At 39.2% G+C, this 23727-nt stretch carries 21 protein-coding genes; 13 read left to right on the forward strand and 8 right to left on the reverse strand.

Annotated elements, in window-relative coordinates; translation table 11 throughout:
• Positions 1-89: 89 nt before the first annotated feature.
• The 3 genes from INQ00_RS01585 (at position 90) to INQ00_RS01595 (ending at position 4060) form a co-directional block, all read left to right on the forward strand.
• On the forward strand, positions 90-1034 hold the full coding sequence (locus tag INQ00_RS01585; protein ID WP_197547096.1) for a LysR family transcriptional regulator: 945 nt from the start codon (positions 90-92) through the stop codon (positions 1032-1034).
• Positions 1035-1208: 174 nt separating this feature from the next.
• Positions 1209-2495, forward strand: coding sequence for an ATP-binding protein (locus tag INQ00_RS01590; RefSeq protein WP_197547097.1), 1287 nt, complete (start codon positions 1209-1211; stop codon positions 2493-2495).
• A gap of 41 nt (positions 2496-2536) precedes the next feature.
• On the forward strand, positions 2537-4060 hold the full coding sequence (locus INQ00_RS01595; protein WP_232086612.1) for an AAA family ATPase: 1524 nt from the start codon (positions 2537-2539) through the stop codon (positions 4058-4060).
• 197 nt (positions 4061-4257) lie between these two features.
• On the opposite strand, the gene INQ00_RS01600 is transcribed toward INQ00_RS01595, so the two are convergent.
• Positions 4258-5148, reverse strand: coding sequence for a LysR family transcriptional regulator (locus INQ00_RS01600; RefSeq protein ID WP_197547098.1), 891 nt, complete (start codon positions 5146-5148; stop codon positions 4258-4260).
• 177 nt (positions 5149-5325) lie between these two features.
• On the opposite strand from INQ00_RS01600, the gene INQ00_RS01605 reads away from it, so the two are divergent.
• A complete protein-coding gene (locus INQ00_RS01605; protein WP_197547099.1) occupies positions 5326-5904 on the forward strand; it encodes an NAD(P)H-dependent oxidoreductase in 579 nt (192 codons plus the stop codon).
• A 274-nt stretch (positions 5905-6178) separates the two neighbouring features.
• The gene (locus INQ00_RS01610) at positions 6179-6514 is read left to right on the forward strand and encodes a thioredoxin family protein (RefSeq protein ID WP_002641729.1); all 336 of its coding nucleotides are present in this window, start codon (positions 6179-6181) and stop codon (positions 6512-6514) included.
• Between the two features lie 159 nt (positions 6515-6673).
• Here the strand turns inward: INQ00_RS01610 and INQ00_RS01615 are convergent, their stop codons facing one another.
• Positions 6674-7042 carry a rhodanese-like domain-containing protein gene (locus tag INQ00_RS01615; protein WP_014064271.1) on the reverse strand — a complete coding sequence of 123 codons (369 nt, stop codon included), beginning with the start codon at positions 7040-7042 and terminating at the stop codon, positions 6674-6676.
• Between the two features lie 303 nt (positions 7043-7345).
• Between INQ00_RS01615 and ygiD the strand changes: the two genes are divergently transcribed.
• A complete protein-coding gene (gene ygiD / locus INQ00_RS01620; RefSeq protein WP_197547100.1) occupies positions 7346-8131 on the forward strand; it encodes a 4,5-DOPA-extradiol-dioxygenase in 786 nt (261 codons plus the stop codon).
• A 259-nt stretch (positions 8132-8390) separates the two neighbouring features.
• On the opposite strand, the gene eruA is transcribed toward ygiD, so the two are convergent.
• From eruA to INQ00_RS01640, 4 genes are all read right to left on the reverse strand, one after another.
• On the reverse strand, positions 8391-12407 hold the full coding sequence (eruA, locus tag INQ00_RS01625) for an NACHT domain-containing antiphage protein EruA (protein WP_197547101.1): 4017 nt from the start codon (positions 12405-12407) through the stop codon (positions 8391-8393).
• A gap of 122 nt (positions 12408-12529) precedes the next feature.
• A complete protein-coding gene (locus INQ00_RS01630; protein ID WP_005695183.1) occupies positions 12530-12736 on the reverse strand; it encodes a YnbE family lipoprotein in 207 nt (68 codons plus the stop codon).
• Positions 12720-15467 (reverse strand): YdbH family protein, encoded by a 2748-nt coding sequence (locus INQ00_RS01635; RefSeq protein ID WP_197547102.1) that lies wholly within the window; start codon positions 15465-15467, stop codon positions 12720-12722. Before INQ00_RS01635 ends, INQ00_RS01630 begins: the two co-directional genes overlap by 17 nt.
• Before the next feature lie 48 nt (positions 15468-15515).
• Positions 15516-15992 carry a DMT family transporter gene (locus INQ00_RS01640; protein WP_197547103.1) on the reverse strand — a complete coding sequence of 159 codons (477 nt, stop codon included), beginning with the start codon at positions 15990-15992 and terminating at the stop codon, positions 15516-15518.
• Positions 15993-16287: 295 nt separating this feature from the next.
• Between INQ00_RS01640 and INQ00_RS01645 the strand changes: the two genes are divergently transcribed.
• The 6 genes from INQ00_RS01645 (at position 16288) to INQ00_RS01670 (ending at position 21122) form a co-directional block, all read left to right on the forward strand.
• Positions 16288-17256: a mannose/fructose/sorbose PTS transporter subunit IIB gene (locus INQ00_RS01645; protein ID WP_197547104.1), complete on the forward strand. Its 969-nt coding sequence runs from the start codon at positions 16288-16290 to the stop codon at positions 17254-17256.
• Positions 17257-17274: 18 nt separating this feature from the next.
• On the forward strand, positions 17275-18072 hold the full coding sequence (locus INQ00_RS01650) for a PTS mannose/fructose/sorbose transporter subunit IIC (RefSeq protein ID WP_005695178.1): 798 nt from the start codon (positions 17275-17277) through the stop codon (positions 18070-18072).
• Positions 18073-18082: 10 nt separating this feature from the next.
• Positions 18083-18916 carry a PTS mannose transporter subunit IID gene (gene manZ / locus INQ00_RS01655; protein WP_014064279.1) on the forward strand — a complete coding sequence of 278 codons (834 nt, stop codon included), beginning with the start codon at positions 18083-18085 and terminating at the stop codon, positions 18914-18916.
• Positions 18917-18986: 70 nt separating this feature from the next.
• Complete coding sequence (locus INQ00_RS01660) at positions 18987-19361, forward strand: hypothetical protein (RefSeq protein WP_197547105.1); 375 nt, start codon at positions 18987-18989, stop codon at positions 19359-19361.
• A 37-nt stretch (positions 19362-19398) separates the two neighbouring features.
• Positions 19399-20472 (forward strand): MBL fold metallo-hydrolase, encoded by a 1074-nt coding sequence (locus tag INQ00_RS01665; protein WP_197547106.1) that lies wholly within the window; start codon positions 19399-19401, stop codon positions 20470-20472.
• A gap of 104 nt (positions 20473-20576) precedes the next feature.
• A complete protein-coding gene (locus tag INQ00_RS01670; protein WP_005695174.1) occupies positions 20577-21122 on the forward strand; it encodes a carboxymuconolactone decarboxylase family protein in 546 nt (181 codons plus the stop codon).
• Between the two features lie 43 nt (positions 21123-21165).
• Here INQ00_RS01670 and INQ00_RS01675 read toward each other — a convergent pair whose 3' ends face one another.
• Together INQ00_RS01675 and msrAB are read right to left on the reverse strand one after the other, a co-directional pair.
• Positions 21166-21642 (reverse strand): redoxin family protein, encoded by a 477-nt coding sequence (locus INQ00_RS01675; protein ID WP_197547107.1) that lies wholly within the window; start codon positions 21640-21642, stop codon positions 21166-21168.
• 9 nt (positions 21643-21651) lie between these two features.
• Positions 21652-22713, reverse strand: coding sequence for a bifunctional peptide-methionine (S)-S-oxide reductase MsrA/peptide-methionine (R)-S-oxide reductase MsrB (msrAB, locus tag INQ00_RS01680; RefSeq protein ID WP_197547108.1), 1062 nt, complete (start codon positions 22711-22713; stop codon positions 21652-21654).
• A 112-nt stretch (positions 22714-22825) separates the two neighbouring features.
• Between msrAB and INQ00_RS01685 the strand changes: the two genes are divergently transcribed.
• The gene (locus tag INQ00_RS01685; protein WP_197542497.1) at positions 22826-23692 is read left to right on the forward strand and encodes a DMT family transporter; all 867 of its coding nucleotides are present in this window, start codon (positions 22826-22828) and stop codon (positions 23690-23692) included.
• Positions 23693-23727 lie beyond the last annotated feature (35 nt).

Here is a 23727-nt window from a genome sequence, read left to right on the forward strand (position 1 = left end):
GGCGCAACACCCGCTCAAATACCTGCTGCACATCGCACACCTGCCCAAAAGCAGCTTTTACTACCACCATCAAGACCGACCCGACCCCGATGAAGCCGACAAAGCCCTCCTCGTCGAAACCTAGCGGCGGCATAAAATTTAAACTTATCTATATTTTTGCCACCGTGTTGCAATACGGCAGCATGAATGCCGCCGCACCACATTTGGGCATGACCGCCAGCGCAATCAGCCAAGCCATTCGCAAGCTGGAAAATCATTACGGCGTCAAATTACTTAACCGCACCACACGTAGCCTCACACCAACGGCAGAAGGGCGGCAGTTGCAACAATACGCGCGTCAATTGACCGACTGGCACGATGCCGTTGAGCGCGAAATGGGCATTTTGCAAACCGAACCGGAAGGCGAAGTCCGCATCAGCCTACCGACCGGTTATAGCGCGGTTGAACCGATGAAACGCACCGTGCAAACCTTACGCCATCGCTACCCCAAAATTCGCTTAATAATCAATGAAAAAAACCGCTTGGTGGATTTACAAAACGATACCGATATCGCTATCCGCGTTGTTTTACACCCTGACGACCCCGACAGCATCGCGCGCCCGTTGGCACAATGGCAAACCTTGATTTGTGCTTCTCCTGACTATTTGCGTGAACACCCCATTGCCCAGCCGCAAGATTTACTCAATGCCGACTGGCTCAATCACAATAGCAATGTCCTGCTGCACGCCTTCAAGTGTTTAGGGCTACCTGAAACGCTACCCGAAAATCGCACCGATTGCCCAGGTTCTTCACTGGTCGCACGCGAATATGCCTGTGCCGGTATGGGATTGGCGGTGCTACTTTCTGGCGATGTGGCACCTTTGATAGAAAATGGTCAGCTAAGTGTTGTATTACCTGAACACACGCTTCCCACCCGCACCCTTTATGCCACCACCGCGCATCGCACCCAATCAGCAAAAGTACGCATCGTATTGGATTGCTTAATATGTTGTTTTGGTGAAGAAAAGGGATTGGCAAAAAGCGCTGAAAATTGACCGCACTTTTTCTAAAAGGCCGTCTGAAAAACAAACCCTCATATTTCATCTAAAAAAATGCAAAGTAACACATTTTTTCATTGGGAAAAATGTATAAATGTAAACTTATATTATTAGAAAAAGTGTATTATGTACTGTATAATTAGCCAATATCCCTTGTTTTAGAGAGGCATTATGCAGCGTAAAATCATACAATCCTTAGAAAAGTGGAAGCACAAAACAAACAGAAAACCATTAATTATTCAAGGAGCAAGACAGGTAGGAAAAACCTGGGCGATGAAACACTTTGGCGAGCAATCCTTTGAAAAAGTGGCGTATATCAACTTTGATAATAACCCTCGCATGAAAACGCTATTTTCTGGCGACTATGATATCGATCGCTTAATGCTCGGTTTGAAAATTGAAAGCGGTGTCGATATTCAAGCAGAAAACACTCTGATTATTTTTGATGAAGTACAAGAAGTCCCGCAAGCATTATCATCACTCAAATATTTTTACGAAAATGTACCTCAGTTTTATATCGTCGCGGCAGGCTCATTGCTTGGGGTGTCGCTACATCATCAAGTCTCTTTTCCTGTCGGCAAAGTGGACTTTCTACCACTTTATCCCATGGATTTTCATGAATTTTTAACCGCACTTGGCAAACAAGATTTAGTGAAATTGCTTGAGCTGAAAGACTGGTCGCTAATTTCAGCCATGAAAACCACTTATATTGATTTACTCCGTTTATATTATTTTGTAGGCGGTATGCCTGAAGCGTTAAAAGTATTTATCGAAACACAAAATGTCGATGAAGTGCGTCAAGTACAACGTAATTTATTGATGGCGTATGAACAAGATTTTTCCAAACATATTCACGATGGCCAAACTGTGCAAAAAGTGCGGTCAATTTGGGCTTCCATTCCTGAGCAACTTGCCAAAGAAAATAAAAAATTTATCTATGCTCAGCTACAAAAAGGGGCGAGAAGCAAAGACTATGAAATTGCTCTGCAATGGCTAAAAGACAGCGGCTTAGTGCATAGCGTGCCTCGTGTGAAAAAGCCACATTTACCACTTTCCGCTTATCAAGATAACGCCTTTAAATTGTATGGGTTAGATGTCGGGCTACTTGCCGCACAAAGCAATTTGGATGCCAGCGTACTTCTAGAAGGTAGCCGTATTTTCACTGAATTTAAAGGAGCTTTAACCGAACAATATGTCTTGCAACAATTGATTGCCACGCAAGAAAACCCTGTTTTTTATTGGGCCACTGAAAAAGGCACAGCAGAGGTCGATTTTGTTGTACAACGTAAGCAAGCTGTGATTCCGATTGAAGTCAAAGCAGAAGAAAATTTAAAAGCGAAAAGTTTGAAAGTGTATGTAGAACAATTTCAGCCAGCGCAAGCTATTCGTTTTTCCATGGCGGATTATCGGGAGCAGGATTGGCTGGTGAATGTGCCGTTGTATGCTTGTTCTATTTAAGTAAATATAATTACAGTAGCCATATTATTTAAAAAGGAAAAATGATGTGTAATGTAAATATCCCCAGAAAAGACAATTCAAATTTAGAATTAACTCTAAAAGCTGGAAAAACAACAATTATTATTGGCGCAAACGGTTCAGGCAAAACTCGGCTTGCTGTATATTTAGAAGAACAGTTAGGCGAAAAAGCACATCGAATCGCAGCGCATAGAGCCTTAAGTTTAAATCCTAATATAGAAAAAATATCAGAGGCTAAAGCCAAACAAGGGCTTTTTTATGGAAATCCTGAGTGGGCAAAAGATATCTCCCAAAGAAAAAGTGCTCGTTGGAATAATAAATCATCAACGTATTTATTAAATGATTTTGACCGCCTTCTACAATATTTATTTGCTCAACAAAATAATCTTGCTGTTGAAAATCACCAAAAAAGCAAGCGTGGTGAAGAAATTACCAATAGCGAAACTAAATTAGACATTTTACAAGAAGTATGGGAACGATTATTACCGACTAAAAAACTGCGTATAACAGCAGATGATATAAGAGTGTCTTCTATTGGTATTGAAAGTGCTGATTATTCTGCTTCAGAGATGAGCGATGGGGAGCGAGCTGTTTTTTATATTTTAGGGCAAGTGCTTTCCGCAAATGAAGATTCTATCTTAATTTTTGATGAACCAGAATTACATATTCACAAATCAATCATTTCTAATTTATGGGATGAAATTGAAAAATTACGTCCTGATTGCTCTTTTTTGATGATTACGCATGATATTGAATTTGCAGCAACACGAATCGCGAAAAAATATGTGATTCGTAATTATTATTCTGATCCTGCTTGGGATATTTCAGAAATTCCAGATAGCGAACTTGATGAGCAAACGATTACTTTGATTTTAGGTAGCAGAAAACCCATTTTATTTGTAGAGGGTGAAAAAACAAGTTTAGATATGGAAATTTATCGTCTTTGTTATCCTGAATGGACAGTTATACCTAAAGGTGCTTGTAAAGATGTCATTCAAGCTGTTTCATCATTACGAAAATTAAATGAAGATATGCCTATATTAAATATAAAGTGTGCAGGGATTGTAGATAGAGATACGCGAGATAACTCTCAAATACAAAAGTTGGAAGGAGAAGGAATCAAAGTACTACTATGTTCTGAAATTGAAAATATATTTAGTCGTTCCTCTGTGGCATATGAAATATTAAAGATAGAGGATTTCACTGATGATGAATTAACTAATAAACAAGAACAATTTAAAACTGAATTACTTGATTATATACAAGATAAGCTATCTGGCGATAAGCTTGAGAAGTTTGTTGTTAAGAGAATTCATAGACGAATTGATACTTACCTGAAAAATATTGATTTATCAGATACACAGAATAGTAATGACATGAAAGATAAACTTATTTCAGAGTTATCAGCTTTAACCAATTCTAAAATCAATGAATGGATTTCTGAAATGAAAAATGAAATTCAAAAATGCATTGACCATCAAGATATAGACGGGTTGCTAGAGATTTATGAAGATAAAGGTTTATTGCAAAAACAGCTTCTATATTAAGAGATGCTCGAAAATCTGATTTTGAAAACTGGTTAATGCGGAAGTTAAAAGTACCCAATAACAGGCTATTGCAAGCTATCAAATCGGTTTTGCCTGAATTAAGTTAGATGAAGATGAGCGGTCAGATTTTGAAGATGATTTACAAAAACACCTGAAAACCTGACCGCTCTTTGTTATGAAAAAGGCCGCCTGAAATTTCAGGCGGCTTTTAATTTTAGCGCATCCACAATCAACTTAAACACATTGGAATGCCCGCGGCGGCTGGGGTAATAGAGGTAAAGCGGTTCGTAAGTCATAGCATACTCAGGCAACAGTTCGACCAGGTGCCCAGAATTGAGTGCATCTGCTACGCTCATATGTGCTATCCACGCAATGCCAAGGCCGTCTGAAACGGCTTGCAGACGCAGATGATTGTTGATGGAAAACTGCGATTTTGGCGTGAACGTAATCAGCTCTTTTTTGTATTTGAATTCCCACTGCATCTCCGTGCCGTGTTCAGCGGAGAGTTTTATGCCGATAAGGCGGTGCTGTTGCAGATCATCAATATTTTTCGGTGAACCGTGTTGCGCCAAATAATCGGGCGAGGCAACCAATACCATTTTGAGCGGCGCAGAAATCGGCACCGCAATCATCTCTTTCGCTACCTTGTTACCTAACCGAACGCCCATATCAAATCCTTCTTTCACAATATCTGCCCAACGATCGTCCACCACGATTTCCAAGCGGATTTTCGGGTATTGGTTCAAAATCGGCTTTAATTTTGGATACAACACGGCTTCCGCTGCCATCGACGGGGCGTTGATGCGAATCAATCCCGATGGCGTATTCAAAAAATCATTTAATGCATCGACTTCTTGGTTTATGGCTTGATAAAGTGGGGAAAGTTGGTCGAAAAGCTGCTGCCCCGCTTCGGTCAGCGATACATTGCGCGTAGTGCGGTTGAACAGGCGCAAATTTAGCCGCGTTTCTAAATTTTTCATGCTGTGGCTCAACGCCGAAGAAGAAATCCCCAAAAGCTGTCCCGCTTTTACAAAACTCTGTGTTTGCGCCAACGTCAAAAAATAATTCAGTTCGTTAAAGTTCTGCATTTTCTCTTTAAACTCTCTTTTATTAGTGAATTTAATTCATTACATCATAAAGCTAAACCCTATTTATCTCAATAAAAACAAATCATAAAATGACTGCAACTTCATGAGAGTAAACAGAAGACAATATCCGTAAACATCACATCCTTTTTTTATAAATTATTTATTCTAGGAGTAAAAATGAACATTTTATTATTAAACGGTGGTAAAGCTTTCGGCCATTCTCATGGTGAGTTAAACCACACGCTTCACAAAAAAGCAAAAGAAGTTTTGACCGCACTTGGACACAATGTAAAAGAAACTGTGATTGATGCTGGCTATGATATTGAGGCAGAAATCGAAAAATTCTTGTGGATGGATGCCGTGATTTGGCAGATGCCTGTTTGGTGGATGCACGAGCCTTGGACAGTGAAGAAATACATAGACGAAGTATTTATCGCTGGACACGGCAAGCTTTACCACAGTGATGGCCGTCATCGTGTCAGCCCGACCGAAGGCTTCGGTACAGGTGGTTTATTGCAAGGCAAAAAACACATGCTTTCGCTTACTTGGAATGCGCCGATTGAAGCGTTCACCCGTGAAGGCGACTTCTTTGAAGGCAAAGATGTGGATGCTGTGTACATGCCTTTCCACAAACTCAACGAGTTCCTCGGTATGAGCCGTTTACCGACATTTACATGTAACGATGTAGTTAAAAATCCACAAGTAGAACAATACTTAGCAGACTATCAAGTACACTTGAAAAAAGTGTTCGGTTAATGATAAAACATCAACTTGAAGCGGTGGACTTTTGCCCTCAGCGATGAAGACAAGGCCGAAATTGCCAAACTGGACGGCACGTTCGCCGCCATCGTCAATCACGACACGGTGGATAATTTGAAACGTATCGCTTCATGGAAAACGGGTGCGCAAATGTAGCGAGAGTAATAGAGAAAATCTAGACGACTCAAACCGTTTTCTTGTTTTCATTTCGTTGAAAGCCCCTTTTCTAGACAACTTGAAACCTGCTTAATCGCTCAAAGGAGTACATGACATGCAACAACTACACACTCTGAAAGACATCGAACAGGCCATCGCCACACACCCTTTAGTATCACTGTACATCAAAGCCCCAATCTGCGGTGTTTGTACGGTCGTGGCCGCCCAGCTTGACTCAGCTTTGGCGGAGGAAGGAAATGTGTATGCCGTAAAAGCCGATATTGCTGAAATACCCGAAATGGCCGGACGTTTCCACGTGCTGACCGCACCTGCATGGCTGCTGTTTTATCAAGGCAAGGAAGTAGAACGGATGGCCCGCTTCATCCCTCAGGCACAGATGAAGCAGACATTGGCAAAATGGACAAAAGTAGCAGAAAGCGGGCATCAGTAACAGGTCTATCAATGTTTCAGACGGCTGCGGTCTTGATAATGATGCAAGTAGTCAAATTTTTAAGATGATTTGCAAAACACTTAAAAATCTGACCGCACTTTATAGTAAAAATCCCCTACTGTCTGCTCTAGGGGATTTTTACGTTAAATGATGCGTTGTTTATTTCAAACCTTTTTTAACCAAATCTTCATAACCGCCGTGGTTGGTTACATTGGTATAGCCTGCATTTTTCAGCTCAGTGAGCGCGGCTTCGGCACGACGACCGCTACGACAATAAAGGTTGATCGGTGCATCTTTATCTGAGCCAATCGCTTTAACGCCTTCAATGATTTTATCGTGTGGAATATTCACTGCATCTTGCAAATGACCTGCATTAAATTCTTCGGCTGAACGTACATCAATCCAAACGCCTTTTGCTTTTTCTGGTTGTACTGCGCTTTGTTCTGTTTGTGGTGCAGTATTCGCAGAAGCAAAAAAAGGTACAGCAATCGCTGCCGCAGAAAGTACTGCTGTGAATAATTTTTTCATCATTCAATCTCCTATTAAATAGAAATAATATATTTACCTAAATAAATTTAGGGGTTATGTAAAACTAATAGTCATCATACGCCTAAATATAAAGATAATAAACTGTAAATGAAGTAAAAATTAAGTAAAATTTTCGTAACATTTAACCGCACTTTGTAATATTTCCCCTATTTAATACACCCATATCTCTAAACCTTACTATTCATTATTTCCGATTAGTAAAAAATGTTGTTCATAAACGGGTATTTTTCACACAAAGATTTAACCGTACAATCTGCTCCACCAAATATTTAGGAGAAAATAATGAAAAAAATGCCTGTATTGTTTGTTGGGCATGGTAGCCCGATGAATGCGTTAGATAAAGAAAACCCGTTCAATCAGAATTTCAGCCTAATTACACAAAAGTTTGCCAAACCAAAAGCCATTTTGATGATTTCAGCGCATTGGTACAGCAGCCGTTTGCAGGTTACGTCTGGCAAACACCCTGAAATGATTTACGATTTCTACGGCTTCCCCGATGAACTCAGCCAAGTGCAATATCCCGCGCCCGGTTCACCTGAGTTGGCAGAGCAAGTGCGGTCATTATTACAGCCGGAGAATGTCGAGCTGAACCCAACGCGTGGTTTTGATCATGGCACATGGGCGGTGTTGAAATATCTCTATCCCGATGCCAATATTCCCGTGGTGCAACTTAGCCTTAACCGTTTGAAATCGGCAGAATGGCATTTCAACTTGGCGAAAAAGTTAGCTGCTTTACGAGAACAAGGTGTGCTGATTATCGGCAGCGGCAATATTGTGCATAATCTGAGGGCGATAAGTTGGGAACATATTGATCAAATCGGCGCGGGGTATGATTGGGCGTTTGCTTTCCGTGAAACAGTCAATCAGGCGATTGCGACACAAGATGATAAAACCTTGGTACATTATGATCAGCTAGGCGAAAAGGCCGAGCTTTCTGTGCCAACACCCGATCATTACTTACCGTTGCTATACATCATGGCATTACGCGAACCGCAAGACAATATTACGTTTTTCAACGATAATCTGATTGCGGGATCGCTTAGTATGACGTCGGTTTTAGTGGGGTAAAAAGGAAAAATCACCGAGTCTACGCGTGAATTTGAAGCCTTACGCGCTTTTCAAAAAGCCCGTTACGAAGCAGGTTTGGATACGGTAAAATTAGACGTATTAGCAGAGGTTTTACAAAAATAGGTTGCTTACAAGCGGTCAGATTTTGAAGACGATTTATAAAAACGCTTTGAAATCTGACCGCACTTTGAAATGAAAAAGAGCGTCTAGGATATTAATTACAGTGACCGCCTTTCAAGAAATACCCTAGGAATATTATTTAATCAACTGATAAGTCTAAAACAAAAACATCTAGCCTTTTTTTCAATTCTTCAGACATGTGCTTTTGAAGATCAAAATATAGTTCTTTGGCATTATTTATTCCATGAGTACTCCGATTAGCTACCTTTTCATTTGCACCAAACCACAATACTAAATAAATACCTTGTCCATCGGCATTTGGGTGAATAGTATATAAACGATCCAACTGCGAATCGAATGCAGAATAAAGTTTCAGATGCCATTGTCCTTTTACTTCAACAGGTAGAATTTTTGTTTTACTGTTAATCAGCTTAGAAAAAACAAGATCACATCGATTATTATCTTTCATATAGCCTTCACGCATAATATTAACTTGCTGATTTTCAAGCCGTAATCTCAAACGCTCTGCTATACGCTGTGTTGCAGTATTTTCATCAACTCGATTCTGGATATTTATTTCTCCATGATAAAAGATTGATTTTGTAGTAATATCATGTCCATCTAAATCTTTTTGATAATTTCGTAATTCTTCCAATATAACTGCGCGTAAATTTTCAACGCTAATTATTTCATTCTGCTCTAAAAAATTAGCCACTTGATCCGCTGTTGGCATTTGGAAATTTTGGACTGATAATTTACGTAAGTAATTAAATCGAATACTTTTTAAACTATTATAAAAATTTCTATATTGACTATTATTCAATAAGCGATCTAGAACAGGTATTGGATTATCTTGATAACTATCTCCTAATTTACCAATTAGTTCACTTAAAAAACGGTAAGCTTTTTCTGAATCTGGGCTATCCGAGCCATAAGAGGTAGGTAAATACACTTCTTCCCATTTTTTAATAAAAGCATTCAGAATTAATTCAATTTTGACAGGCGAAAGCATTATCCATTTTGTATAATCACCAAAACTGCCAAAATGCTCTTCTAAAATAAAGATACTATTAACATCCTTAATTAACTCTTGCCAAAAAATCTCATAATTTTCATCTAATAGATAAAAAGCGTGAGCAAACCAAAAATTTCTTTTAGATTTAATATCTTCCTCTTCTAAGGTAGGATTTATATTGAGTAAGTTTTCACAGTATTGCTGCACGATCTCTTTAAGTTTTTCGCGATCACCAAACTGAATAGCTAACTTTAATAATTCCTTTTGTGCTGAAAAATTCATATCAGGAAAATCTTCCAACCACTCTAAAGGAAGAGTGGTTTGCAAAAATTTAAATGTTTCATCATCTGCCAGCCAATTTACTTGTGCACTTTTACACTCCATGCAAGCCAATTGTGGTTCAATATACTTGCGTAGAAAATTTTCTGCATCGGCAGGATTAGAGAATAGACATCTATCCACTTCTTGTTTTAGTCGATCTCTATCATCAGAATTTACACCTAGCCAATAAGTAGATAAATTAGTACGTAAAGCTGTTAATATTTCAGCTGATACAGCATTTAGTGCCCCATCTCGTTTTAAAATCTCTAAACACGCGGCATATAAAATGAACTCAAGGTTTAAAGATTTAGATTGACATTGTAATTCTGCTAATTTAGATAAACTTGGGATATTCGGCTGTATATAATCTAAACAGTTATAGAGCGCATTCCTAACCAGTTGCTCATCTCCAAAATTTTCTACAATTTTATTAGGTTCGTGTAAAAGAATTTGAGAAAAATGTAAAAGAGAGTTCCAGTGTTTCCCGCTTTCTATTAATTGTCTATTTTCTTGAATAAATTGAATATTTTTATAATGAATATTTTTTTGTCTTTTATTATCTTCTCGATATCTCCTCTTACGGAGACATCTTAAAACATTGTGTTTGTAATTATTTTTATCTTCTATATTCGTTCTGTACCAAATACGCAAGAACTCATATTTTTTCAATGCTTGCATGCGCATGTATTGACGCAATTGATTAGGTCCCTTATGGCCATAAAAATTATGTCTAGCCATAAAGTACGACCATAATTCAACATCATCAATATCAAAGGCTAAATCAACAATGTATTTGTAATCTTGCGATTGGAAATTTAAGCCGGAATGGCCTTGTTCAAATATATAAAATTTAGTTTCATGAATAGATTTATTATCAAATATATTTTTAAATGCAATTCTAATAATATTCTGTCTTAATTCATCATTTTCAGATAAAATTTTTACCGATAAACTTTCTTTTTTTGTTGCAGCATTCTGAAAATATAGATTTTTAGTCCACTCCCAAATTTTTTCAGGCTCCCAAGGTTCTTGAACTAGTTCAAAATAGCGATCTAATAACATACTAATAATCTTGCTAATACCAACTCTGCACTGGCAATCATATTTTTTTTGACAAGAACAAGATAAATTAGCAGATAACTCATTTAACAATGGCATAACTAGAGCAAAACTCAGTTTTTGAATAAATCGCTTAATAAAGAAACGTTCATCAATAACTCTTTCAATACGATAATCTGTAGGATATAACTTGGAGCAAATTCTTAAAAATTTAATATAATCATCTATTTCAAATTCAGTATTAGATTTGGTCATCATATCCGCTACGATAGCAAGTGAGGTATTATCTCTAGCTTCAATTAGATATTCCCAAATCTCTCGGTAATTAGAGTCTTTAATTTTTGCTAAACACTTTCCTGCCAATCTTCGGTTATATTCATATCTAGATTCAACGCTAATGTTACAAACAATGCTTTTTAGTTCATTAGTTAGTTTTGAAACTATTGGAGAATCTATTAATAGTTCTAATAACAGTCCTTGTAAATCCCCATCAGAATTATCTGGAGATAACAAACTTTTCAGTTCATCGAGCAATTCATCTGTGAAAAATCCAGAGATACTGAAACTTCGCCATCTATCGCTACGGCGAAAATAAGGATTTTCTTGATTTAAAACTTTTAATTTGGATAGTAGTTTTTTCTTTGCACAAGGTAATAATAAAGCAGGGTCTCCATTCGATAAAATAGCATAAGGATCTAAATCAATTAGCGCTTCCTGAATGCGTTGATTTTCTGATAATACAGCCATCCAAGCGAACAAACCGCGTAATTCATCACGTACAATATTATTCGGAGCAATAATAGATAAGATTTTGAACAGTGATAATGGATTGTCTATTGAGGTCAATCTTTTAGCAAGATAATTACCAGCACAATATTCTACAACAATCCTATGAACAGGCCTGTGTTGTTCTATTCCATCACTAGGAAGAAAAAATTGTGTAGATAAAATTTGATTAATATTTTTATCTGAATTTAAAGTAACAATATGAGGGTAAAAACGATTAGATGCGGAATCACTTAAACTAACGCCTTCCGAACCTGATAGCATCAGCTTAGTAAAAACATCTTCTACTAATTCAATTTTTTTAGATGCAGGCAATATATTTCTATCATAAGAATAACCACTATTATTTTCTTTTGCTAATCCTTCAATAGCCAACTTAAAAGCAGAATGACGATTTGCAAAACATTGATTATTTTCCACATAGGATTTTGAAAATAATTTCAGAAATAAAGGATTAGATAATAGAGGGCTTAACTCAATACTAGCTGCATCCTCTAAAAATTTTTCTACATTTTGACCTGGATAATGGTATAAAAATAGCGCTTTTTGTTCTTGTTCATTAAATTGTTTCAAATAAACTAACAAAGGCTCTTCACCAAAAATATCTCTACAGTGTTGTGTATAACCCTCATACCATTCACTAGAACGACTTGATAGAATTATTCTTTCTACCGAGGGTTGGTTAGCCATCACAAGTGCTTTTACTACTGTTGATGAATCAATTTTTACCAACTCATCAAAACCATCAATAGCAAACGAAGAACATTGCTGTGGATTCGAATGAATAAATATATTGGCAACACTTTTTCTGATACCTAATTGCTCTGACAAGCTATCCAATAAACAACTTTTACCAGCTCCTGGCTCAGCTAGAACAATAATCACTTTATTCTTAAATGAAAGCAATTCAGATTCATTAAATTCTTTGCCATCAGTACCATGTAAAACTCGAGGAAGATAAATTTCTTTAGACATAAGACATAAATAAATTGATATTTATATGAGATTTATTCTAGCACTTCTAATTATTTATATATGCAATATTTTTATAGTTTATACAAAAAAGACAATCTTTTCAGATTGTCTTTTTTATTCAATTATTTCTTTGCAGGCTCTACTTCACCCACGGCTTTCTGAGATTTTTCATCCATTTCCACTTTAATATTGTGATCCACTACCACATTCATATTAATGGTGATGCCTTCCTTTGGTGTATCCAATTGAATGGTTGGTGTGCAAGCTGTAAGTGTAAACATCGCCGCAAAAATAAAAAAGTGCGGTTGAAATTTAAGGTGTTTTATCATTTGTCTTGTCTAATTGCTTATAAAGTTTATATTGCAGATTTTGTTCAAATTGCGAGCCATAGTCAATCATATTCCACAATTCAAACATATTTTCTTGGTGCGTATAATTTAACGTTATCGGATTATTGGTTCGCTTGGTTGGATTAAACCCGCTGATACTCGCACGCAACGTCATTTGCCCTTTAGGATCGAGCGTCACCGCTGCATGGGAATTTTGCAGTTCCATTTCTTTTAATAAATCCACCAAGATATTTTCTGTCCAACCGCCTTTTTTCAGTCCTTTCACCATTTCATCGGTTAATTTGATAGAGACATTCCCCACTTGTTCCAATGTACCATTACAAATCAAACATTCCTTATGTCCAAGCCAAAATGGCAGGGTCGCATTGGCGCGGCCGGTTAAGGTTACTTGGTTATATTGTGCCAAGGCCAACACTTGGGCTAAATCAATATTAGTAAAAGAAAGTGTCGCCATTTTACTTTGTGGAAAACTGAGCTGAGGCACCGTCAATACGCCATCAAATAAGGAAAGTTTCACATTTCTCAAAGTAAGCGGATTTTTCATGGTATTCGGATAACGCCCAAACAAATCCAATTCTCCATTTGCGACGGAAAGCGCACCATAGCGAATATTTTGAGTCGAAATATGGATCGGTTTACCCGAAGCCACTTGCAATGCAGAGTTTTCATAATTCATTGGGAAACGAATATTCAAGCCATAAATCTCACCATCTGGCATAGTGATTTTACCGTTTTTCAGGTTCAGCTCTCCCTTCATCTTCACGCCATTGCCATTGATTGCGAATTCACTTTGTCCTTTAATGCTGCCCTCATGAATTAACCAATTCCATTGTTGAGGGAAAAGTGATTGGAATACTTTTGCAGATTGTTCTTTCCAGCTGATTTTGCCTGAAAGTGCAGTATTTTGATATACACCCAAGACATCTAAAGGCCCAAGCGAACCCGCCTTTAAATCACCTGCAAAATTGAAGTTACTGATACTCTTACCATCAATACCTAAACCGAAAACAGGCGAAACAAAACGACCGCCATAAGCCAGTTCAATCCAATCTGTTTTAGCTTGCAACAAACCTCGAATATGCTCTTCTTCATAATCCCAGCGGAGTCGATCTTTGAGTTCCAACGAAAGCGGTGCCATTTTCACCTCTTTCATATTTACTTCATTAGAACGTGCAGAAAGCTGATTTAATTCAATATGATCCGCTTCCCAAAAGCCTTTCCCTTCCATTTTGACTGGCGTATTTAAAGATTTCCAGTTTGCACTGCCATTGATTGTCCAATCCCAACGGTTTGTCGCTTGTTTTTCCACAGACTGCAACTTATGTTCTTCATCTCGCAAATCAAACACGGTTTTAATACCGGCAATAAACTCGTGGGCATTTCCGTCTAATTTTAGATTGAGGTTTTCAAACTGCGGAGTTGTGCCATTCAACGTTGCCTGCAAACGCCCTTCTAAGCCATAACGACCGATAATAATGTCATCTAACGGTAAACGAACATGTAATTTGGTTTCTGGCTGAACGGTATCCATTTTAAAGACGGAACCCGGGTAAAAATACACCACTGGATGGGTGAAGAGCCCGCCGAGATGATAGGTTAAATTGGTTTGTGCCACAGTAGCGTTATAACGTAAATCCCCGCGTGTTTTCAGCTCAAAATCCAATTCGTTATTGTCATCGCCACCGCCGATTTCACCATTTTTGCCTGAGATCACGATCTCCCCTTTGCCCATTTCGCCAAAGGTTTGCAAGATCACGTTCATATCAATGCTTAATGGCAATAAGCCTTCTGCCGCACGGTGAATAGATAACCCAAGGAAACCTTTGATTGGTTGATAGCTATCAAAGGTCCAATAAAATTTCCCCCACGAAATATCCAAGCCATCTTTGGTGAACACAAAAGGCACATCCAACAATGGTGAATTAGTTGTTAAATCTTGGGCATTTAACTGACCATCCGCCCCTTGCCACGACACTTTTGCCTCGCCTTTTGTGACGGCTAGTTCTGAGTTATTCCAGTTGAGTAAGACATTGCCTTGTTGAGGCAGTTGAGAAAGATCAGGATCAAAATTCGCAGAGAAATGAAGATCGTAGGTTTTATCTTCCGCTTGTTTAATGTCGGTACTGCCCGCCCATTGGAAAATGCCATCTTGTGGCGTGACAGTCGATTGATGATGCAGCTCAAGCCCGTCATTATTGGCTTGAGCTTCGAGTACTAATTGGTTGCCGTTATAGTTTGCGTCTAACGCCCAATCAGCCGATAAGAAAGGTTTTAAAGCCCCTTGTGTCAAGGCTTCGGCATTCGTTAATTGAAAGTGTTTAACGTTAACATGAGAAATAGGCAATGCTGCCCAAAGTGCGGTCAAATTTGGCGGTGTTTTTTCGCCATTATCACTGGGTAAATGGGTTAAACAATCATAATTCAAGCTAGCCTTTTCAACATCAAGACTATGCGTATTCCACCAAGTCACCTGAGTATTATTCAGGTTTACAAGCGTACATTGGTCTGTTTTCACTTTTAACTCTGGCAGCGTTAAACCTGTGGTTTCCCATTGCCAATCATCGGCTAATTCAACGTGATAATGCGGTGCTAAAAAATGATTTGCAAGTTGTTCCACTCGTTTCGGGGTCGCAAAAACGCGCACTAAGCCAACGCTTACTACGAGCAACAGCAACAAAATAATCAAAGCCCACAGGCAACGCTTTCGCATAGTTTCCCCAATTACGCGATTAATCAATAAATAGAGGCGTATTCTATCCTATCTCGCTCCAAATAGCTCAACCAACTTATCCCCAAAGAAATAAAACACTAATCCAAAGGCGACAATAATTAATCCGATGAGTTTCGTGATATTTACTTCTCGGATCGGCATACCAATAAGACCAAAATGATCGATAGTTGTTGCCGTAATTAATTGTCCAACGATGATAAAAAATAACATCGCAGTAATCCCCAATTTAGGTGCAAGCAAAACGGTTGTGAACACAACAACTGCGCCGAGTACCCCTCCAATTAATTTCCACCAAGGTTGTGATGGAATTGTGGATAGATTGCTCCATAAATCAGTTTTAGCCAATGCGATAAAAAAGAGAAAAATCGTGCCTACCGCAAAAGAAATAAAGGTAGCAATCACCGCTTCGCCACTCATGGCTTTTGCTAATTGCGTATTAATCGCTGATTGCGTCGCGAGTGCTACGCCTGCCGCTAAAGCGACGATGAGATAAACAAAAAACATCGAAACTCCCAACATAAAATTTGGTTTATTTTAACCTTTTCTAATTTGCCGTGAAATGCTTTCTATTCGGCAAAAATCGTCCCAAAATCAACCGCACGTTGTACTTCATTCACAAATACCTCAAAAGTTGTAAGTCATCTTACCTGTTTATTTGATCTCGATCACTATTTGACTATTCTTTATTTGACGCTAATCTTCAAATCCATACACTAAACTCCATTCGGAGCAATCGTTTGCGTAATGCGTATTGAAAGCAAAATAGACTGATTTTATCAACTCAATGGGAGGAATATCCATGACCCACATTATCGTTGCAACGCACGGTAAGTTTTCTGAAGAAATCGTCAATTCCGCCGCTATGGTGTATGGCGAAGATGAAAACTGCCATGTCGTGACTTTCTTACCGGGTGAAGGCGGTGAGCATTTAATCGAGAAATACAATGCGATTATTGCCACACTGCCTGAAAATGAACCGGTGCTCTTTCTGGTCGATTTATTTGGTGGCAGCCCATACAACGCGGCAAGCCGAGTGGCCAGTGAAAGGGATAATACCGATATCGTTACCGGCATTAATCTACCGATGTTGCTAGAAGTGCTTGATGCCAAAGATGGCGCCAGCTTAGATGAATTGGTAGAAACCGCGAAAGAAGTCGGGGTCGCTGCTGTGAAATCCTTCCGTCAACCTAAAGAAAGCAAGCCTGCTCCAACGCTAGCCGCTAAACCAGCTGAAGCACCAAAAACCGCTCCAAATCCAACCGCACTTTCTGGCAATATGAACATTTCCTTATTGCGTATTGATAGCCGTTTAATCCACGGTCAAGTGGCAACCTCTTGGGCGAAAGCAGTGAAATGTGAAGCGATTTTTGCGATAAATGATGATGTGGCGAATGATGCGCTTCGTCGTGATTTATTACTTCAAATCGCCCCTGAACATTTGAAAGCTTATGTGATTCCTGTGGAAAAAGCCATTAAGGTGTATCACAACCCGAAATATGCGGGAAAAAACATTCTTTGGTTAGTGACTAATCCAACAGATATCGTGCGCTTAATCGAAGGCGGTGTGAAAATTGATAAAGTCAACGTGGGCGGTATGACGTTCCGTGAAGGCGACAAAATGCTTTCCCAAGCAGTTGCTGTCAATCCAACTGATGTGGCGGCATTTAAACAGCTTTTAGATAAAGGCGTGGAATTAAGCTTACAACAAGTGGCGAGCAGCCCGAAATCAATGCTCACACACAAAGAGCTTGATGCGATTCAATTTTAATTACGAGGACAATTCATTATGACAACAATGGAAATTATTTTAGTCACGCTCGTTGCCGCTATTTGCGGTATGGGTAGTGTATTGGACGAACGTCAAACTCATCGTCCTTTAGTTGCTTGTACCCTAATCGGCTTAGTATTAGGTGATTTAGAAACCGGTATTATTGTCGGTGGTACCCTTGAATTAGTGGCATTAGGCTGGATGAACGTCGGTGCGGCAATGGCACCGGATGCGGCATTAGCCAGTGTGATTGCAACGATCCTCGTCATCAAAGGCGGCCAAGATAAAGGGAGCGCATTAGCGATTGCGATTCCGGTAGCCGCGGCAGGTCAAGTATTAACCATCTTCGTACGTACTTTAACCATCTTCCTTCAACACAAAGCCGATGATTTTGCCGCAAAAGCGAACTTCCGCGGTATTGAATTCTGTCACTTCAGCGGTCTTGCATTACAAGCGTTACGTGTGGCAATTCCAACCTTCTTCGTTGCCTTAGTAGCAGGTACAGATACGGTGACTGAAGCATTGAACGCGATTCCAGAAGTGGTCACTCGTGGTTTACAAATCGCCGGTGGCTTTATCGTAGTCGTCGGTTATGCAATGGTAATCAACATGATGCGTGCAGGCGCATTAATGCCATTCTTCTTCCTAGGCTTCGTAATCGCCTCTTTCACCAATTACAACCTTGTCGGTCTCGGTATTTTAGGCACATGCTTAGCGATGATTTACATTCAATTAAACCCACGTTTCCATCAATCTACTGCACCACAAGCAGTTGCAAAACGTGAATTAGCTGACGATGAACTTGAAGGACTATAAGGAAGAAATTATGACTGAACAAACTAAAAAATCATTAACAAAAGGCGATATTCGTAGCACTTACTGGCGTTCAACTTTCTTGCTAGGTTCCTTCAACTTTGAACGTATGCAAGCAATGGGTTTCTGTGTATCGATGATCCCAGCCATTAAACGTCTTTACAGCAAAAAAGAAGATCAAGCAGCGGCATTAAAACGCCACTTAGAATTCTTCAACACCCAACCTTGGGTCGCATCATCTATCATTGGTGTTACTGCGGCGATGGAACAAGAACGTGCGAACGGTAACGATATTGATGACTCAGCAATCAGCGGGGTGAAAGTCGGTTTAATGGGCCCATTAGCCGGTGTGGGTGACCCAATTTTCTGGGGAACATTACGTCCTGTATTGGCCGCACTTGGTGCAGGTTTAGCCATTACCGGTAGCCTTTTAGGGCCATTACTTTTCTTCATCGGTATCAACCTTTGCCGCGGCTTAACCCGTTGGTATGGCTTTAAATATGGCTATGAAAAAGGTACCACCATCGTTAACGATATGGGCGGCGGCCGCTTACAAAAATTGACTCAGGGGGCGTCTATCCTCGGTCTCTTTGTCATGGGCTCACTGGTATCGAAATGGACGAGTATCAACATTCCATTAGAACTTTCCCGCTATAAAAACCAAATGGGCGAAGAAGTAGTGACCACCGTACAAAGCGTGTTAAACGATCTTCTCCCTGGCCTTGCGGCGTTAGGTTTAACTTTCTTATGTATGTATTTATTACGTAAAAAAATCAACGCCATGTACATCATCTTCGCCTTATTCGGCGTGGGTATTTTAGGCTATCATTTTGGTGTGTTAGCCTAATACATTATGATATTGCCTTCCCTCTTTCGCTTGAGGGAAGGCAAATTTTTTAGCATGACATATAAATCCTATGAACCTGAAAGATCTCATCAAGCCACCACCGGCTGAAGGCTATATCAAAAATTCATCCAATTTAGTGACCGCACTTTTTGTTCTGGCGGGCATTCTTTATTATCCCACTAACGGCTACGGTGCCGTCATCGCATTAATTGCGGCGCTGATTGTGTTAATCGGTCAAAAAATGCTGATTGCTCAAACCAATAAAGATTTCACCGAAATGCAGTTAGCCGAAAAGCAATTCCAAGAAACCCAAAACAGCGATTACCTCCGTTTTATTGAAGCGCGAGCCACCCAAATGTTGCGCGACAACAAAGTCCTTTCCGAAAAAGGCAAAAAAGAGTTGGAGAGATTACTGTCTGTCGTCAAAACACATTTAAAGGTATAATGCTGCCAAATTTATATTTGGAAAATATCCTTTAAAGATGAGACATACAAAGAAACTCATTACTCTTGCGGGAATTGCCGCATTTGTCAGCTATTGGTTTTATCTGCCAACTTATCCGGTATATCCGAAGAGTGATCATTATGATCCTGATACACAAACTTTCTATAATGCAGAACCTCAACGCGCACCAACAAATGTTGCAAGTGCGCTTTGGGAAATGACATTTCATGAAAAAGATTTTCACCCGAAAAAACCGTTGCCAACAGTCAAACCAAATTGGACTGAGTTTTTAGCACCAACTGAACAGAGTCGCTTTATGTGGTTTGGACATTCGACGCTACTTATGCGCATTGGCAATCAAACCATTATTACCGATCCGCTTTTTGGAAATAGTGCGTCTCCAGTGCCAATAATGATGCACCGTTTTCAACCACCCGTGGCAGAAATTGAAGAATTACCACCTGTAGATGTCGTGTTGCTTTCACATAGCCATTACGATCACCTTGAACAAGAAAGCATCGAAAAATTAATGAAAACGCAAAGTCATTTTGTGGTTTCTTTAGGAATGGGCGTGATATTACAAAAATGGGGAATAGATGCAGCTAGAATTACTGAATTAGACTGGTGGCAAAGCACTGAACGCAATGGTGTAAAATATACCGCATTACCCGCAAGACATGATTCTAGCCGTAATTTGTTTGATCAGAACAAAGCATTGTGGTCTGGCTTTTTAATAGAGCATCAGCGCGGTCAAAATGAAGAACGTTTTTACTTCCATGGTGATTCCGCCCAAGGCAAACATTTTGATGAAATTGCCAGCCGTGTTGGCAAAATTGATATTGCGTTTATCGAGAACGGACAATATGACGAAAGATGGCCCAATAACCATCTTTTCCCTGAGCAAACCGCACAACTTGCGGCAAAACTACAACCAACAAGATTTATGCCCATTCACTGGGGAGCTTATCCGCTGGCCTTACATACATGGAATGAGCCTGTACTTAAAAGCATACCAATGGCAAGAACACTGGGCGTAAATACACTTACGCCATTGTTAGGGCAAGTATTTGACGTAAATACAAAAACAGAAGATTGGTTTACCCAAGAATAATCATAACTTTTAGCTATATGAAATAAGCTTTTCTTCTTTTTCTTACTTAAGTTAGAAAGGTATTATCAAGCGGAAATTTATGATTTATCACTTAGGAGTAGTTTATGTCTCAATTTAAAATTCACACCATTGAATCAGCCCCTGAAGCGGCACAAGAAGCTTTAAAAGCCGTACAAAATGCCAATGGGTTTATTCCAAATTTAATTGGTGTTCTTGCGAATGCCCCTACTGCACTTGAAACTTATCGCACAGTGGGCGGCATTAATGGTCGTAATAGCCTAACGGCAACAGAACGCGAAGTGGTGCAAATTACCGCGGCTGTAGTCAATGGATGTGGTTTCTGTGTAGCTGGCCACACGAAGATCGCGTTAAAAGTGCTAAAACTTGAAGAAGAGCTTGTAAACCAAATTCGTGCGACAGCTCGTATTGAAAGTGATAAAAAACTGGATACTTTAGCACGTTTCACCCTTGCTGTTATTTTACAAAAAGCAAAATTAACGGAAGCGCAGCTTAAAGCATTCTTTGATGCAGGTTATACCCAAGAAAATGCTATTGATGTGATTTTAGGTGTCAGCCTCGCCACATTATGTAACTATGTGAACAACATTGCTGAAACCCCAATCAATCCTGAATTACAGGCATTTGCATAATCAAGCCAATATTAAAAGTGCGGTCAAAAATGACCGCACTTTTTTATTCCTTCACAAATTGTTTAATTTGATCTGAATTCAAATGTCCTGGTTGTGCTTTGATAAGGTTTAAATCCTTATCTAATAGCAAATTAAATGGATAGCCTAATACATTGGCTCGTTTAATGATTTCACCCTTTTCATCCAATAATACGGTGATATTTTTATAGTCCAAGCCTTTATACCAATTGATAAATTTTTGGCTATTTTGTTCGTTCTTTTGTCCTGGTGAGGCAATCGTAACCACATTAAAATCAAGATTCTTTTCAGCACTGAGATCGTCAATTTCCGCTAAACCTGCCAAGCAAATTGGACACCAAGATGCCCACATTTTGATATAAAGCGGTTTGCCTTGATATTGTGATAAAGAGACGGTTTGATTATCCAACGTTTTCAAGGGAACATCAGCCAAAGACACCTTTTCTTGTGCAAAACTCAATGGACTCAAAAACACTAAAAGTGCGGTCAATATTTTTCTCATTTTGCCCTCTTATTTCACAAAAGGAATCAAATCACCATAACCTTGTTTTTCCATTTCATCTAATGGAATAAACTTGATCGATGCGCTGTTGATGCAGTAACGCAAGCCACCTTTATCGCGTGGACCATCATCAAACACATGGCCTAAATGGGCATGACCACTGCGACTTAACACCTCAATGCGAGTCATATTAAAGCTATTGTCTCTTTGATACTCCGCCACTTCAGCGGCAATCGGTTTAGTAAAGCTTGGCCAGCCGCAACCCGATTCAAATTTATCTTTAGAAGAAAATAACGGTTCTCCCGTGGTGATATCCACATAAATACCCGGCGCGAAATTATCCCAATATTCGTTACTAAAAGAGCGTTCGGTATGTTTGCCTTGCGTCACATCATATTGAAGTGCGGTCAGTTTTTGCTTTAATTCTGCATCACTAGGTTTGGGATATTTTTTATCATCAATTAATGGCTCATCGGCTTTTTTGATGTCGATATGGCAATAGCCATTCGGATTTTTCTTGAGATAATCCTGATGATACTCTTCCGCCTCCACATAATTTTTCAGCGGTTCTACTTCAATTTGAATCGGTGCCTGATATTTACTTTGTAAGGTTTTCAATGCTGCCTCAATAACCGCTTTATCTTGTTCATTTTGATAATAAATGCCGGTTCGATATTGTCTGCCACGATCATTACCTTGCTTATTAATACTGGTTGGATCGATAACGCGGAAATAATATTGCAATAATTTATCTAGCGAAATTTTATTTGGATCGTAAGTGACTTTCACGGTTTCAGCATGATCTGTCGCATGCAATAATTGATAGTTCGTGGTATCACCTTTTCCATTAGCATAGCCCGAAACCGCATCAGTCACGCCTTGAATGCGTTCCATATAAGCTTCTAATCCCCAAAAGCAGCCACCAGCAAGATAAATAATACGTTGTTCTTGTTTGCTTTCCATTGTCATTTTTTGCTCCTTTGATGAGGTTGGATTATCAGCATACGTTAAACTACTTTGCAAACCGCCAAAAAGTGCGGTCAATATGAGAAATGTTTTTGTATATTTCATTTTCTTTCCTTATTATAGAAAAATCTTCAACTACATTTCATTAGACGAAGACAAAACCATTTTCTTACAAAATAAGGCAATTTTTTTACCGCACTTTGTGCAAGGAACCTTTATGCCAAACATACATCTCCGCAATAATTATCAAAAAGCTGTTGTTTGTATGGTGTTAGCTTACATCAGCATTGCCTTAATGGGTGTATTTGTAAAATACGCCTCTGATGAATTACCGTCCAGTGAAATTTTATTTTCCCGTTTCTTTATTGGTTTTGTGTTTCTCCTCCCCTTTTTAATTAAAGATGGAGATTTCAAAGTCGATATGTCGCAATGGAAATTTCTCGTTTTGCGCAACCTCGCCGGCATTGCCAGTATGTTGCTAACCTTCTACGCCATTAAATATTTACCGATTTCCATTGCAATTTTATTGATGAATACGTCCGCACTTTTTGTGCCTTTATTGCTGTTTTTCTTTAAAGTCAGAACACCATTAAAAGTATTAGCTTGCAGTTTTATGGGGTTTGTCGGTGTGTCCATCATTATGCTGACCAACGGCTCAATGAATATCAACCCTATCCATGTAGGCTATGCCTTAGGTGCTGCTGTCTTGGCTGCGATGGCGTTTATCAGTTTACAAGAACTCAATAAACACAATTCACCTAAAAATATCGTGTTTTACTTTCACTTATTAGGCTCGATTTTGTTGCCGCTCTTTTTCATTGCACAGTGGAAAATGCCAACACTGCATGGGTTTACGCTGTTACTTTTAGTAGGCGGATTCGGACTTATTTTCCAATTATTACTCACTCGTGCCTTTAAATACGCCCCTGCCAATGTCATTACGCCTTTTGCTTTTACTGGCGTAATTTTCTCCAGCATCTGTGACTGGCTCTTCTGGGATAACGTACCAAGCCTAAATTTCTGGATTGGTTCATTAGTCATCATTATCGCTGTCAGCTTGCTTGCTAGAATGCGGGCAAAATAGAGAAATCCGACCAAATAGCTAAAATATAACTATTC

The organism is Haemophilus parainfluenzae, assembly GCF_014931275.1.
Lineage (GTDB): Bacteria > Pseudomonadota > Gammaproteobacteria > Enterobacterales > Pasteurellaceae > Haemophilus_D.

Excerpts from the sequence above, each read along its gene's own strand:
- INQ00_RS01585 (WP_197547096.1), top strand. The coding sequence starts at position 90 with ATGAAGCCGACAAAGCCCTCCTCGTCGAAACCTAGCGGCGGCATAAAA.
- INQ00_RS01590 (WP_197547097.1), top strand. The coding sequence starts at position 1,209 with ATGCAGCGTAAAATCATACAATCCTTAGAAAAGTGGAAGCACAAAACA.
- INQ00_RS01595 (WP_232086612.1), top strand. The coding sequence starts at position 2,537 with ATGATGTGTAATGTAAATATCCCCAGAAAAGACAATTCAAATTTAGAA.
- INQ00_RS01600 (WP_197547098.1), bottom strand. The coding sequence starts at position 5,148 with ATGCAGAACTTTAACGAACTGAATTATTTTTTGACGTTGGCGCAAACA.
- INQ00_RS01605 (WP_197547099.1), top strand. The coding sequence starts at position 5,326 with ATGAACATTTTATTATTAAACGGTGGTAAAGCTTTCGGCCATTCTCAT.
- INQ00_RS01610 (WP_002641729.1), top strand. The coding sequence starts at position 6,179 with ATGCAACAACTACACACTCTGAAAGACATCGAACAGGCCATCGCCACA.
- INQ00_RS01615 (WP_014064271.1), bottom strand. The coding sequence starts at position 7,042 with ATGAAAAAATTATTCACAGCAGTACTTTCTGCGGCAGCGATTGCTGTA.
- ygiD (WP_197547100.1), top strand. The coding sequence starts at position 7,346 with ATGAAAAAAATGCCTGTATTGTTTGTTGGGCATGGTAGCCCGATGAAT.
- eruA (WP_197547101.1), bottom strand. The coding sequence starts at position 12,407 with ATGTCTAAAGAAATTTATCTTCCTCGAGTTTTACATGGTACTGATGGC.
- INQ00_RS01630 (WP_005695183.1), bottom strand. The coding sequence starts at position 12,736 with ATGATAAAACACCTTAAATTTCAACCGCACTTTTTTATTTTTGCGGCG.
- INQ00_RS01635 (WP_197547102.1), bottom strand. The coding sequence starts at position 15,467 with ATGCGAAAGCGTTGCCTGTGGGCTTTGATTATTTTGTTGCTGTTGCTC.
- INQ00_RS01640 (WP_197547103.1), bottom strand. The coding sequence starts at position 15,992 with ATGTTTTTTGTTTATCTCATCGTCGCTTTAGCGGCAGGCGTAGCACTC.
- INQ00_RS01645 (WP_197547104.1), top strand. The coding sequence starts at position 16,288 with ATGACCCACATTATCGTTGCAACGCACGGTAAGTTTTCTGAAGAAATC.
- INQ00_RS01650 (WP_005695178.1), top strand. The coding sequence starts at position 17,275 with ATGACAACAATGGAAATTATTTTAGTCACGCTCGTTGCCGCTATTTGC.
- manZ (WP_014064279.1), top strand. The coding sequence starts at position 18,083 with ATGACTGAACAAACTAAAAAATCATTAACAAAAGGCGATATTCGTAGC.
- INQ00_RS01660 (WP_197547105.1), top strand. The coding sequence starts at position 18,987 with ATGAACCTGAAAGATCTCATCAAGCCACCACCGGCTGAAGGCTATATC.
- INQ00_RS01665 (WP_197547106.1), top strand. The coding sequence starts at position 19,399 with ATGAGACATACAAAGAAACTCATTACTCTTGCGGGAATTGCCGCATTT.
- INQ00_RS01670 (WP_005695174.1), top strand. The coding sequence starts at position 20,577 with ATGTCTCAATTTAAAATTCACACCATTGAATCAGCCCCTGAAGCGGCA.
- INQ00_RS01675 (WP_197547107.1), bottom strand. The coding sequence starts at position 21,642 with ATGAGAAAAATATTGACCGCACTTTTAGTGTTTTTGAGTCCATTGAGT.
- msrAB (WP_197547108.1), bottom strand. The coding sequence starts at position 22,713 with ATGAAATATACAAAAACATTTCTCATATTGACCGCACTTTTTGGCGGT.
- INQ00_RS01685 (WP_197542497.1), top strand. The coding sequence starts at position 22,826 with ATGCCAAACATACATCTCCGCAATAATTATCAAAAAGCTGTTGTTTGT.